Raw genomic sequence first — 12,959 nt, forward strand, 5'->3', positions numbered from 1 at the left:
TGATGTCTCAGGTTCAGAGCGGCATATTGCCAGAACATTGCCGTGCGGCGATTTGGATTGAAGCGAATGTAGTGGGTGACAAAAACGCTCTGCGTGAAGGCTGCCGGGTGTTTATCGACAAACTGGCGACCCTGCAGGCGAAATTCCCCGATGCGGCCCTCGGCGCGGTTGTTGCCTTTGGGCATGATACCTGGCGTGAGCTGAGCGGCGGCGAAGGCGCGCAAGAGCTGAAGAATTTTACACCGCTGGGTAAAGGTCTGGCGCCTGCCACACAGTTCGACGTGCTTATCCATATCCTCTCTGTGCGTCACGACGTCAATTTCTCCGTCGCGCAGGCGGCGCTGGCCGCGTTTGGCGACGCTCTTGACGTGAAAGAAGAGACTCACGGTTTCCGCTGGGTTGAAGACCGCGATCTGAGTGGCTTCGTTGACGGGACTGAAAACCCGGCCGGTGATGAAATTCGTCGCGATGTCGCCGTCATCAAAGACGGTGTGGATGCAGGCGGCAGCTATGTGCTGGTACAGCGCTGGGAACACAACCTCAAACAGCTTAATCGCATGAGCGTGGGCGATCAGGAGATGATGATTGGCCGCACCAAAGAGGAGAACGAAGAGATTGATGGCGACGATCGTCCGGTCACTTCGCATCTGACCCGCGTCGATTTAAAAGAAGACGGCAAGAGTTTGAAAATTGTACGTCAGAGCCTGCCATACGGCACTGCCAGCGGAACGCATGGCCTCTATTTCTGTGCCTATTGCGCGCGCTTATATAACATTGAGCAGCAGTTACTGAGTATGTTTGGCGATGCTGACGGTAAACGTGATGCGATGTTGCGCTTCACCAAACCGGTCACCGGCGGCTACTACTTCGCCCCTTCTGTAGAACGTTTGCTGTCGTTATAATTTCTTCACCCTCCCTTTGTTGCTCACCGGAATGCGGGTAGCGTGGGGGGAGGGCAATCTACCCCGCATTGCTTATTCCCTTTTCAACTTCCAAAGCACCAAACGGTATATAAAACCGTTACTGGTTTCACACGCGTTATAAATAAACTGATGCTTGTATCGTCATCATCTTATAAGGGTGCGCAATGGCCGTTAACTTACTGAAAAAAGGATATCTGACGCTGGCAGCGATGACCTTACTGGTCTCCCAGGCGCAGGCAACGGAGTTGTTAAACAGTTCCTATGATGTCTCTCGCGAGCTGTTTGCCGCCCTCAATACCCCGTTTGAACAGCAATGGGCGAAGGATAACGCGGGCGACACGCTGACGATTAAACAATCTCACGCGGGCTCCTCTAAGCAGGCGCTGGCGATTTTACAGGGCCTGAAAGCCGACGTTGTCACCTACAACCAGGTAACTGACGTGCAGATCCTGCATGATAAAGGCAACCTGATCCCAGCGGACTGGCAGAGCCGTTTGCCGAACAACAGCTCACCGTTTTACTCCACCATGGGTTTCCTGGTGCGCAAGGGCAACCCGAAAAACATCCACGACTGGAGCGATCTGGTGCGTCCGGATGTGAAGCTGATTTTCCCGAACCCGAAAACGTCCGGTAACGCCCGCTATACCTATTTAGGCGCCTGGGGTGCGGCGGACAAGGCGGACGGCGGCGATAAAGCCAAAACTGAACAGTTCATGACCCAGTTTCTGAAAAACGTCGAAGTGTTTGACACCGGTGGCCGTGGCGCGACCACCACCTTTGCCGAACGTGGCCTGGGTGATGTGCTGATAAGCTTTGAATCGGAAGTGAACAACATTCGTAAGCAATATGAAGGTCAGGGCTTTGAGGTGGTGATTCCGAAGACCAACATTCTGGCGGAATTCCCGGTGGCATGGGTCGACAAAAACGTCGAAGCGAATGGTACTGAGAAGGCCGCGAAAGCCTATCTCAATTATCTTTACAGTCCGCAGGCACAGACCATTATCACTGACTTCTACTACCGCGTGAATAACCCGCAAGTGATGGACAAACTTAAAGATAAATTTCCGCAGACTGAGTTATTCCGCGTGGAAGACAAATTTGGCAGTTGGCCTGATGTGATGAAAACACATTTCGCCAGCGGCGGTGAGTTAGACAAACTGTTGGCGGCGGGGCGTAAGTAATGTTTGCAGTTTCCTCCAGACGTGTGCTGCCCGGTTTTACCTTAAGTCTCGGGACCAGCCTGCTGTTCGTCTGTCTGATTTTGCTGTTGCCCTTAAGCGCGCTGGTGATGCAACTGGCGCAAATGAGCTGGTCGCAGTACTGGGAGGTCGTCACTAATCCGCAGGTGGTGGCCGCCTACAAAGTGACGCTCCTGTCGGCATTCGTGGCATCGCTTTTTAACGGCGTGTTTGGCTTGCTGATGGCATGGATCTTGACCCGTTACCGCTTTCCGGGACGCACGCTGCTGGATGCGCTGATGGACTTACCGTTCGCGTTGCCCACGGCCGTTGCGGGCCTGACGCTGGCTTCGCTGTTTTCAGTCAATGGCTTTTACGGCGAGTGGCTGGCGAAGTTCGATATCAAAGTGACCTATACCTGGCTCGGTATCGCGGTGGCGATGTCTTTCACCAGCATCCCTTTTGTGGTGCGTACCGTCCAGCCCGTTCTGGAAGAGCTGGGTCCGGAGTACGAAGAGGCGGCTGAAACGCTCGGCGCAACCCGTTGGCAGAGTTTTAGCAAGGTCGTGTTGCCGGAGCTTTCCCCTGCGCTGTTAGCGGGCGTGGCGCTCTCTTTTACCCGTAGCCTTGGTGAATTTGGCGCGGTGATTTTTATCGCCGGGAACATTGCGTGGAAAACCGAAGTGACCTCGCTGATGATTTTTGTGCGCCTGCAGGAGTTTGATTACCCGGCGGCCAGTGCGATTGCGTCTGTGATTCTGGCGGCCTCGCTGCTGTTGCTGTTTTCCATCAATACGCTGCAAAGTCGTTTTGGTCGACGTGTGGTAGGTCACTAATGGCGGAAGTTACTGAATTGAAACGCTATGACAGCCCCCGCATCAACTGGGGGAAATGGTTTCTGATTGGCACCGGGATGGTGGTCTCTGCCTTCATTCTCGTGGTGCCGATGGTCTACATTTTTGTGCATGCCTTTAGCAAAGGGCTGCTCCCGGTATTACAAAATCTCGCCGACCCAGACATGCTGCACGCCATCTGGCTCACGGTGCTGGTTGCGTTAATTTCGGTTCCGGTGAACCTGGTGTTCGGTACGTTACTGGCCTGGCTGGTGACACGCTTTGATTTTCCTGGGCGCCAGTTGCTGCTTACGCTGCTCGATATTCCATTCGCGGTTTCACCGGTGGTGGCAGGTCTTGTGTATCTGCTTTTTTATGGCTCCAATGGTCCGCTGGGGCCGTGGCTTGAAGCTCATAACCTGCAAATCATGTTTGCCTGGCCGGGTATGGTCCTGGTGACTATCTTCGTCACCTGTCCGTTTGTGGTGCGCGAACTGGTGCCTGTCATGCTGAGTCAGGGCAGCCAGGAAGATGAAGCCGCGGTTCTGCTAGGCGCATCAGGCTGGCAAATGTTTAAGCGTGTAACGTTGCCAAACATCCGCTGGGCGCTGCTCTATGGCGTGGTGCTGACCAATGCGCGCGCTATTGGTGAGTTTGGCGCGGTATCGGTGGTGTCAGGATCGATCCGCGGCGAGACGCTCACGCTGCCGCTGCAAATTGAATTACTCGAGCAGGATTACAATGCGGTGGGGTCATTTACCGCAGCCGCCCTGCTGACATTGATGGCTATTTTGACGTTGTTTTTAAAGAGTGCGCTGCAATGGCGTTTGAACAATCAAGAAAAACGCGCGCAGCAGGAGGGAAATCATGAGCATTGAGATTGCCAATATTAAGAAGTCGTTTGGTCGCACCCAGGTGCTGAATGATATCTCTCTGGATATCCCTTCGGGTCAAATGGTCGCGCTGCTGGGGCCGTCGGGTTCCGGGAAAACCACGCTGCTGCGCATTATTGCGGGTCTGGAACACCAGACCAGCGGGCGTATTCGTTTTCACGGTACCGATGTCAGCCGCATTCACGCGCGCGAGCGCAAAGTGGGGTTTGTGTTCCAGCATTACGCACTCTTCCGCCATATGACCGTGTTCGACAATATCGCGTTCGGTCTGACCGTACTGCCGAAGCGCGAGCGCCCGGATTCCGCAACCATTAAAGCGAAAGTTACCCGTCTGCTGGAAATGGTCCAGTTGGCCCATCTGGCGGATCGTTTTCCGGCCCAGCTTTCTGGCGGGCAGAAACAGCGCGTTGCGTTAGCGCGTGCGCTGGCGGTAGAGCCACAGATTCTGCTGCTTGATGAGCCTTTCGGCGCGCTGGATGCGCAGGTGCGTAAAGAACTGCGTCGTTGGCTGCGTCAGCTCCACGAAGAGCTGAAATTTACCAGCGTCTTTGTGACTCACGATCAGGAAGAGGCGATGGAAGTCGCGGATCGCGTGGTGGTGATGAGCCAGGGCAATATCGAACAGGCAGATGCGCCTAATCAGGTGTGGCGCGAGCCCGCTACCCGTTTCGTGCTGGAATTTATGGGTGAAGTTAACCGTTTGAAAGGCACTATCAGCGGCGGGCAGTTCCATGTGGGGGCGCACCGCTGGCCGCTGGGTTATACACCGTCGCAGCAGGGTGAGGTTGATCTGTTCCTGCGTCCGTGGGAAGTCGACATCAGCCGCCGCACCAGCCTGGATTCACCACTGCCGGTACAGGTACTCGAAGCTACCCCTAAAGGTCATTACACCCAACTGGTGGTACAGCCGTTGGGCTGGCATAACGAACCCTTGAGCGTGGTACTGACCGGGAATGACGCGCCAGAGCGCGGCGATCGCCTGTTTGTCGGTTTACAGAAGGCACGCCTCTACGCAGGTAATGAGCGGATTGAAAACCGCGAGGAGCTTGCTCTCGCAGAATCTGCCTGATAGGTTATTGCATCAGAAATTGTTGCCGGGTGGCGCTGCGCTTACCCGGCCTACACGGTAAATGCAAAGCAACCCTCAGGTTGTTTATAGTATTTGCACCCTCTCCCACAGGAAGGGGGGTGAGGTGAGTGCATCAGAACGCACTTGCCCGTAGGCCCGGTAAGCGAATGCGCGACCGGGCTTTTTTATTGGACAGGGTGAGTGAACAATACATTAGAGCAAACCATTGGCAACACGCCGCTGGTCAGATTGCAACGTCTTGGGCCCGATAACGGTAGTGAGATCTGGGTCAAACTGGAAGGGAACAACCCGGCGGGTTCGGTCAAAGACAGAGCCGCGTTATCGATGATTGTGCAGGCGGAAAACCGCGGCGAAATCAAACCGGGCGATGTCCTGATCGAAGCGACCAGTGGCAACACCGGTATTGCTCTGGCAATGATTGCTGCGCTGAAAGGCTACCGCATGAAGTTGCTGATGCCGGACAACATGAGTCAGGAGCGTCGCGCCGCGATGCGCGCCTATGGCGCAGAACTGATTCTGGTCACCAAAGAGCAGGGTATGGAAGGCGCGCGTGACCTGGCGCTATCCATGGCTCAGCGCGGCGAAGGCAAGCTGCTGGATCAATTTAATAATCCTGATAACCCCTACGCACACTACACGACCACCGGGCCAGAAATCTGGCAACAAACGGCGGGGCGAATCACCCATTTTGTCTCCAGCATGGGGACGACCGGGACTATCACCGGCGTATCACGTTTCCTTCGCGAGCAAGAAAAAGCGGTCTCCATTGTTGGCTTACAACCGGAAGAGGGGAGCAGCATTCCGGGTATTCGTCGCTGGCCTGCGGAGTATATGCCGGGCATTTTCAATGCTTCGCTGGTGGATGAAGTGCTGGATATTCATCAGCGTGATGCGGAGAATACCATGCGCGCGCTGGCGGTACAGGAAGGTATTTTTTGTGGCGTGAGTTCGGGCGGCGCGGTTGCTGGCGCACTGCGTATTGCGAAAGCAAATCCGGGAGCAGTCATTGTTGCTATCATTTGTGATCGTGGCGATCGTTATCTCTCAACGGGCGTATTTGGCGAAGAAAGCTATTCACAGGGAGCAGGGATCTAAGTATGGAAATGATCTTATTCAGGGACAAAACCCGTGCGCAGCAGACCGATATCGTTGCTGTACAGTCGCAAGTTGTCTATGGCAGCGTAGGCAACAGTATCGCGGTACCGAACATCCGTCAGCATCGTCTGAGCGTGACGGCAGTGCCTACGGTGCTTTTCAGTAATACACCCCATTACGATACCTTTTATGGCGGCATCATTCCTGACGAATGGTTCAGCGGCTATTTGCAGGCGTTGGAAGAGCGCGATATCTTGCGTGAACTGAAAGCGGTAACAACAGGCTATATGGGCAGCGCCAGCCAGATTGCGCTTCTGGCGCAGTGGTTAAAAACGCTAAAAGAGAAGCACCCACATTTGCCGGTGCTCGTCGACCCTGTCATCGGTGATATCGACAGTGGTATGTACGTGAAGCCTGAGATTCCCGAAGCCTATTGCCAACATTTGTTGCCGCTGGCGCAGGGGATTACGCCCAATGTTTTCGAGCTCGAAATTCTGAGCGGTAAACACTGCCGTGATATGCAAAGCGCGGTAGAGGCAGCGAAAGGACTGCTCTCTGACATCTTGCAATGGGTTGCCATTACCAGCGCGCCAGTCCCGTCTGATGATAACTGCATCCATGTGGTTCTGGTGACGAAGGAGAGCGTTGAAATAAGTTCTCACCCGCGTATTGCGGCGGATTTAAAAGGAACCGGGGATCTGTTCTGCTCTGAGCTGGTCAGTAATATTGTCCAGGGGAAACCATTGGCCGAGGCGGTAAATGGAGCGGGGGCGCGCGTGACTGACGTTATGCGCTATACGCTGGAGAAAGGCTACGACGAGCTGATTCTTCCAGCGTAACAAACAAAAATGGCACCGCAAGGGTGCCATTCTTATATGCATTAAGAATTACTTCTTAATACGAATAACCGGGGTTTCACCAACGGTAACGCTACCGGTCAGTTTAATCAGTTCTTTGATTTCGTCCATGTTGGAGATAACAACCGGAGTCAGGGTAGACTTGGCTTTCTCTTCCAGCAGCGGCAGATCGAATTCAATAACCGGGTCGCCGACTTTCACGCGCTGACCTTCTTCTGCGATACGTTTGAAACCTTCGCCTTTCAGTTCAACGGTGTCGATACCGAAGTGAACGAACAGCTCAATGCCGCTATCGGATTCGATAGAGAAGGCATGGTTGGTTTCAAAGATTTTGCCGATAGTACCGTCAACAGGCGCTACCATTTTGTTGCCAGTTGGTTTGATAGCGATGCCATCACCAACGATTTTCTCAGCGAATACAACATCCGGAACATCTTCAATGTTGACGATTTCGCCGGAAAGCGGAGCAACAATCTCAATGGTTCCAGTGTCTTTTTTATCATCAGAAACCAGAGATTTCAGTTTATCGAACAAACCCATGATCTTCTCCTAAGCAGTAATTTGGGCCGCATCTCGTGGATTAGCAGATTGTTTTTTCTTCAATGAACTTGTTAACCAGCGTCATTAACTCGTCCGTTGTCGGTTGGGCAAGAGCCTGCTCTGCTAAAACCTTCGCATCTTCGAAGTTAGTATTGCGAATAATCTTCTTAATGCGCGGGATAGAAATGGCACTCATACTGAATTCATCCAGACCCATCCCCAGCAACAGAAGTGTAGCACGTTCGTCGCCTGCAAGCTCACCACACATACCGGTCCACTTACCTTCTGCATGAGATGCATCAATAACTTGCTTGATGAGAGTCAGTACAGACGGCGACATCGGCTGGTAAAGATGTGAAATCATATCATTACCACGGTCAACTGCCAGAGTGTACTGCGTTAAATCATTGGTACCGATACTAAAGAAATCAACTTCTTTGGCTAAATGACGAGCAATAGTGGCGGCGGCAGGGGTTTCGACCATCACGCCAACTTCAATTGTTTCGTCAAAAGCTTTACCTTCGTCACGCAGTTCCTGTTTGTAGATTTCGATCTCTTTTTTCAGTGCACGCACTTCTTCAACAGAGATGATCATCGGGAACATGATGCGCAGTTTACCGAAAGCGGAAGCACGCAGAATCGCACGTACCTGGTCGCGCAGGATCTCTTTGCGATCCATGGCGATACGCACTGCACGCCAGCCCAGGAACGGGTTTTCTTCTTTCGGGAAATTCATATATGGCAGCTCTTTGTCGCCGCCAATGTCCATGGTACGTACGATAACGGCCTGAGAACCACAGGCTTCGGCAACCGCTTTGTATGCTGCAAACTGTTCTTCTTCAGTCGGCAGGGACTCGCGGTCCATGAACAGGAATTCGGTACGATAGAGACCTACACCTTCCGCGCCGTTACGCTCAGCACCTGCGACGTCGCGCACGGTACCGATGTTGGCACAGACTTCGACCTGGTGGCCGTCCAGCGTGATGGCTGGCAGGTCTTTCAGTTTAGCCAGTTCGGCTTTCTCTTCGGCTACCTGAGCCTGCGTGCTACGCAGCGTCTCAACTTCTTGCTCAGTCGGGTTAACGTATACTTTGTTATTAACCGCATCGAGAATCAGATAATCGTCATTTTTTACCTGAGAGGTTACGCTGCCGGTACCCACAATCGCAGGCAGTTCCAGAGAACGCGCCATGATGGAAGTGTGGGAAGTACGGCCACCCATGTCAGTAATGAAACCGAGGACCTTGTTCAGGTTCAACTGTGCGGTTTCTGACGGGGTCAGGTCAGCGGCAACCAGAATCACTTCGTCCTGAATGGCGCTCAGGTCGATGATAGGCATGCAAAGAATATTGCGCAGCAGACGCTTACCGATATCACGTACGTCAGCCGCACGTTCTTTCAGGTATTCATCGTCCAGCTCTTCAAGGGCAGTCGCCTGACCTTCGATAACTTCATGAGCCGCCGCGTCGGCAGTCATGTGCTTATCTTTAATCAGGGCTATGATTTCCTGCTCCAGCTCCTCATCTTCGAGCAACATGATGTGGCCTTCGAAGATGGCTTCTTTTTCTTCACCGAAAGTTTCGCCAGCTTTCGTTTTGATCGCTTCAAGCTGCGCTGATGCCTTGGCACGACCGCTCAGGAAACGCTCAACTTCCTGGTCAACCTTATCGGCAGAAATTTTTTTCCGGTCAATGACGATTTCGTCTTCTTTCAGCAGAAGTGCTTTGCCAAAAGCGATACCCGGGGATGCTAAAATGCCTGAAATCATAACCCTACCTTACTTGTGACTGATCTTTAAAAGAACCCGGAAAATTACTCGAGTTCTGCCATCAGTTTAACCAGATGTTCAACTGCTTTTTGTTCGTCTTCGCCTTCTGCGGTCAACGTCACGACAGTACCCTGAGTCAGGCCCAGAGTTTGCAGTTTGAACAGGCTTTTTGCGCTGGCGCTTTTGCCGTTGGAAGTCACAGTGATCTCAGAAGTGAAGCCTTTCGCTTCTTTAACAAACTGAGCAGCAGGGCGGGTGTGCAGACCGTTCGGAGCGGTAATGGTAACTTCTTGCTGGAACATTGTATTTCCCCAACTTATAGGTTTAGTGTTGTGGAACTAAAGTCTAGCCTGGCGGCTGGACTTTAGCCTGTATCGTTAGCGCCGGCGTTACGGTATACGACTCAGAAGCGTGGAAAACACGATCCGGTGCTGGCGCTTCTGGCCTTTGACGTTTCGCACGTCATTAAACATTATGCAGCGAAAGCGAGAATTGAACCAAATCATAAAATCGATTCAGCTTCGTGAAATCAGAAACCGATTAATTTCGCGCATCAAAATAAATGTGATGGTTAAATACCAGACCCGAGGAGTCTAATCAATGCCAGGAGGGGTGAAACTTTGATGTGCTCCACAAAAAAGCACCTTCTCAGGTGCTTTTTTGCGCTTTTTTAACAATCTGGCATCACTGTTGCAGTTCTTTTTCAGTAAACAGATCGGCAAACAACGCGGTGCTCAAATAACGCTCACCAGAGGATGGCAGGATAACCACAATATTCTTGTTAGTAAAGGTTTCGTCTTCCTGCAGTTTCAGTGCAGCGGCGACAGCAGCACCAGAAGAGATGCCCGCAAGAATACCTTCTTCTTCCATCAGACGGCGTGCAGTACTGATCGCTTCTTCATTGGTAATTTTCACCACTTTGTCGATCAGTTTTAAATCAAGGTTGCCCGGAATAAAACCAGCGCCAATCCCCTGGATTTTGTGCGGACCTGGTTTCAGCTCTTCGCCTGCCAGCGCCTGGGAGATAACCGGGGAATCGGTCGGCTCAACTGCTACGGTGATCAGGTCTGATTTGCCTTTTGTGCCTTTAATATAGCGAGACACGCCGGTCAGCGTACCGCCGGTACCCACGCCAGAGATAAATACGTCCACCTGACCGTCGGTATCTTCCCAGATTTCCGGGCCCGTGGTTTTCTCATGAATTTCCGGGTTGGCCGGATTGCTAAACTGCTGCAGCAGCAGATATTTAGAGGGATCGCTGGCGACAATTTCTTCCGCTTTCTGAATCGCGCCTTTCATGCCTTTCGCGCCTTCGGTCAGCACCAGATTCGCGCCCAGCGCCTTGAGTAGCTTACGGCGTTCGATGCTCATGGTTTCAGGCATTGTCAGGGTCAGTTTGTAACCGCGAGCTGCGGCAACGTATGCCAGTGCGATACCGGTGTTACCACTGGTCGGTTCAACCAGTTCAATACCCGGTTTCAGCACGCCGCGTTTTTCGGCATCCCAAATCATATTGGCACCGATACGGCATTTAACGCTGAAGCTCGGGTTACGGGATTCTACCTTTGCCAGGATGCGTCCATTACCGATGCGGTTCAGTCGAACCAGCGGCGTGTGACCGATAGTCAGCGAGTTATCTTCAAAAATCTTACTCATGGCCTGTCCTTAACTGTATGAAATTTGGGAACCACCCCAGCATACCCACTTACTGTCCTTGGGGAAGTAAGGAATTCGCATATCTATATGCTGAGCCGAAATAATGGTAACCAGTATGGAATAAGAACCGGAATAATTCCTTTAGCGCCAGGCGGCGTTCTTTTCACGATAATAGTCGACCCACATTGCGGTTGCACCGCAGACTGCAACTGGCATCACGACCAGATTCAATACCGGAATCAAGGTGAACAGGCTGGTAAGCGCGCCAAATTGCATGTTTGTTACCTTACGTGTCCGCAAGGCGACGCGCATCTCTTTGAACGGCACTTTGTGGTTATCAAACGGGTAATCACAGTACTGGATGGCCAGCATCCAGGCGCTGAATAAAAACCACAGCACAGGCGCGACGGTTTGACCGATACCCGGAATGAAATAGAGTAGTAATAAAACGAGCGCGCGTGGCAGATACCAGGCAAGTTTCTGCCATTCGCGCTTCATAATACGCGGGATATCTTTAATGACGGCGGCCACGCCGGCATCGGGCGGCGTCGCACCGGTTAAGCGAGCCTCAAGCTGTTCGGCGAGCAGGCCATTGAACGGCGCGGCAATCCAGTTGGCGATAGTGGAGAAGAAATAGCTGAACACCAGCAGGATTGAAACAACCGCAATTGGCCAGAGCAAATAGCTAAGCCACTGTAGCCAGCCAGGAACATGGCTCATAAGCGCGGGGATCCAGTTGTCGAGGCGGGTAAATAGCCATGCAAAAGCCCCCCCCATCAATATGATATTGACGAGAAGCGGCAAAATAACGAAGCGGCGAATGCCCGGCAGCGTGATGAGCTTCCAGCCTTGAGAAAAATAGAAAACGCCGCTGCGTGATGAGGTTGGGGAAGATGAAACCATAGCCGGGCAATACTCCTTTTATTACAGCCAGAAAAGCAAAAACCTATATTATCTGTTCGCAGATGAAAAAACCCGTTCGGAAATGTTCGAAAAAACAGCAAAAAGCACAATTTCGTTCATCTTTATGCTGTGAAAGGCATGTGTACACTTGCACTTGACGTAATCGGCAAATACTCTTAGTGAGTAAATGTTTGCCGTGTTGGCAAGGTGTTAGAACAACAGAGAATATAATGATGCAGGATTTGCGTCTGATATTAATCATTGTTGGCGCGATCGCCATAATCGCTTTACTGGTTCACGGTTTCTGGACCAGTCGTAAAGAACGTTCCTCAATGTTCCGCGATCGACCGTTAAAACGTATGAAGTCGCGACGTGACGACGATGACGCCTACGACGAGGATGTCGAAGAAGATGACGACAGCGTGGGCGAAGTCCGCGTTCATCGGGTAAACGCACCGCCGAAAGCGGGAAGTGAACCTGAGGCTCCGCGTCAACAGCCACAGCATCAGTATCAACCTCCTTACGCGTCGGCACAGCCTCGCGCAACTGCCCCTGCCCGCCATGAAGAGCGCCAGGCGCAGCCGTCTGCTCAGCCGGTACAGCGTGCGCCGCAGGTGGAGCCGCAGCAGCCTGTTCAGGAGCCACGTGAGCGCGAATTTGCTCAGCCTGTGGCACCTGCACAGCCACAGCAACCTGCGTTTACGGCGGCACAGCCTTCACATCATGAACCTGTCGCGCAACCTGAGCCTGAACCTGAGCATATTGAAGAAGCCCCGGTTGTGGAAAAACCGCAGCGTAAAGAGACGGTCATTATTATGAACGTCGCGGCGCATCAGGGCAGCGCGCTACAGGGTGAGCTATTGCTCAACAGTATTCAGCAGGTTGGTTTCAAGTTTGGCGATATGAGCATTTTCCATCGCCATCTCAGCCCGGACGGTAGCGGTCCTACGCTGTTCAGCCTGGCCAATATGGTTAACCCTGGAACATTCGATCCGGAGCAGATGAGCGAGCTTACCACACCTGGTATCACCATGTTTATGCAGGTGCCATCTTACGGTGACGAGCTGCAAAACTTTAAATTGATGCTGCAAGCCGCGCAGTATATCGCTGATGAAGTTGGCGGCGTGGTGCTTGATGACCAGCGTCGTATGATGACGCCGCAGAAGCTGCGTGAGTATCAGGACAGAATCCGTGAAGTCAGGGACGCAAACGCGTAACGGCCA

13 protein-coding genes are annotated in these 12,959 nt (G+C 52.5%); 8 read left to right on the plus strand and 5 right to left on the minus strand.

All coding sequences use genetic code 11. The annotated features are described in order from the left end of the window. Positions 1 to 2 precede the first annotated feature (2 nt). The 7 genes from ACS0RQ_RS07410 (at position 3) to pdxK (ending at position 6,851) form a co-directional block, all read left to right on the plus strand. Positions 3 to 902 (plus strand): Dyp-type peroxidase, encoded by a 900-nt coding sequence (locus tag ACS0RQ_RS07410; RefSeq protein WP_271849664.1) that lies wholly within the window; start codon positions 3 to 5, stop codon positions 900 to 902. A 185-nt stretch (positions 903 to 1,087) separates the two neighbouring features. Further along, positions 1,088 to 2,104, plus strand: coding sequence for a sulfate ABC transporter substrate-binding protein (locus tag ACS0RQ_RS07415; RefSeq protein WP_271849624.1), 1,017 nt, complete (start codon positions 1,088 to 1,090; stop codon positions 2,102 to 2,104). Beyond that, on the plus strand, positions 2,104 to 2,937 hold the full coding sequence (gene cysT, locus ACS0RQ_RS07420; RefSeq protein ID WP_079496187.1) for a sulfate/thiosulfate ABC transporter permease CysT: 834 nt from the start codon (positions 2,104 to 2,106) through the stop codon (positions 2,935 to 2,937). Before ACS0RQ_RS07415 ends, cysT begins: the two co-directional genes overlap by 1 nt. Continuing rightward, on the plus strand, positions 2,937 to 3,812 hold the full coding sequence (gene cysW, locus ACS0RQ_RS07425; protein WP_039079732.1) for a sulfate/thiosulfate ABC transporter permease CysW: 876 nt from the start codon (positions 2,937 to 2,939) through the stop codon (positions 3,810 to 3,812). Before cysT ends, cysW begins: the two co-directional genes overlap by 1 nt. Then, positions 3,802 to 4,896, plus strand: a complete 1,095-nt coding sequence (gene cysA / locus ACS0RQ_RS07430; protein WP_193794051.1) for a sulfate/thiosulfate ABC transporter ATP-binding protein CysA — start codon at positions 3,802 to 3,804, stop codon at positions 4,894 to 4,896. The genes cysW and cysA overlap by 11 nt, the downstream gene beginning before the upstream one ends. Positions 4,897 to 5,097: 201 nt before the next feature. Continuing rightward, entirely contained in the window at positions 5,098 to 6,012 is a 915-nt protein-coding gene (gene cysM, locus ACS0RQ_RS07435; protein ID WP_271849625.1) for a cysteine synthase CysM, read from the plus strand. Positions 6,013 to 6,014: 2 nt separating this feature from the next. Then, positions 6,015 to 6,851, plus strand: coding sequence for a pyridoxine/pyridoxal/pyridoxamine kinase (gene pdxK / locus ACS0RQ_RS07440; protein ID WP_271849626.1), 837 nt, complete (start codon positions 6,015 to 6,017; stop codon positions 6,849 to 6,851). A gap of 48 nt (positions 6,852 to 6,899) precedes the next feature. Here pdxK and crr read toward each other — a convergent pair whose 3' ends face one another. The 5 genes from crr to cysZ all read right to left on the minus strand — a co-directional run bounded on the left by crr (position 6,900) and on the right by cysZ (position 11,736). Then, positions 6,900 to 7,409, minus strand: coding sequence for a PTS glucose transporter subunit IIA (gene crr, locus ACS0RQ_RS07445; protein WP_039079736.1), 510 nt, complete (start codon positions 7,407 to 7,409; stop codon positions 6,900 to 6,902). 40 nt (positions 7,410 to 7,449) lie between these two features. Next, positions 7,450 to 9,177, minus strand: coding sequence for a phosphoenolpyruvate-protein phosphotransferase PtsI (ptsI, locus tag ACS0RQ_RS07450; RefSeq protein WP_271849627.1), 1,728 nt, complete (start codon positions 9,175 to 9,177; stop codon positions 7,450 to 7,452). Between the two features lie 44 nt (positions 9,178 to 9,221). After that, complete coding sequence (gene ptsH, locus ACS0RQ_RS07455) at positions 9,222 to 9,479, minus strand: phosphocarrier protein Hpr (RefSeq protein ID WP_039079738.1); 258 nt, start codon at positions 9,477 to 9,479, stop codon at positions 9,222 to 9,224. Between the two features lie 382 nt (positions 9,480 to 9,861). Beyond that, entirely contained in the window at positions 9,862 to 10,833 is a 972-nt protein-coding gene (cysK, locus tag ACS0RQ_RS07460) for a cysteine synthase A (protein ID WP_039079739.1), read from the minus strand. A gap of 141 nt (positions 10,834 to 10,974) precedes the next feature. Beyond that, complete coding sequence (cysZ, locus tag ACS0RQ_RS07465) at positions 10,975 to 11,736, minus strand: sulfate transporter CysZ (protein ID WP_271849628.1); 762 nt, start codon at positions 11,734 to 11,736, stop codon at positions 10,975 to 10,977. A 230-nt stretch (positions 11,737 to 11,966) separates the two neighbouring features. Here cysZ and zipA point away from each other — a divergent pair, with 230 nt between their 5' ends. Then, positions 11,967 to 12,953 (plus strand): cell division protein ZipA, encoded by a 987-nt coding sequence (gene zipA / locus ACS0RQ_RS07470; RefSeq protein ID WP_271849629.1) that lies wholly within the window; start codon positions 11,967 to 11,969, stop codon positions 12,951 to 12,953. Positions 12,954 to 12,959: the final 6 nt, after the last annotated feature.

The sequence above is a fragment of the Phytobacter diazotrophicus genome (genome assembly GCF_052061655.1).
GTDB lineage: Bacteria > Pseudomonadota > Gammaproteobacteria > Enterobacterales > Enterobacteriaceae > Phytobacter > Phytobacter diazotrophicus.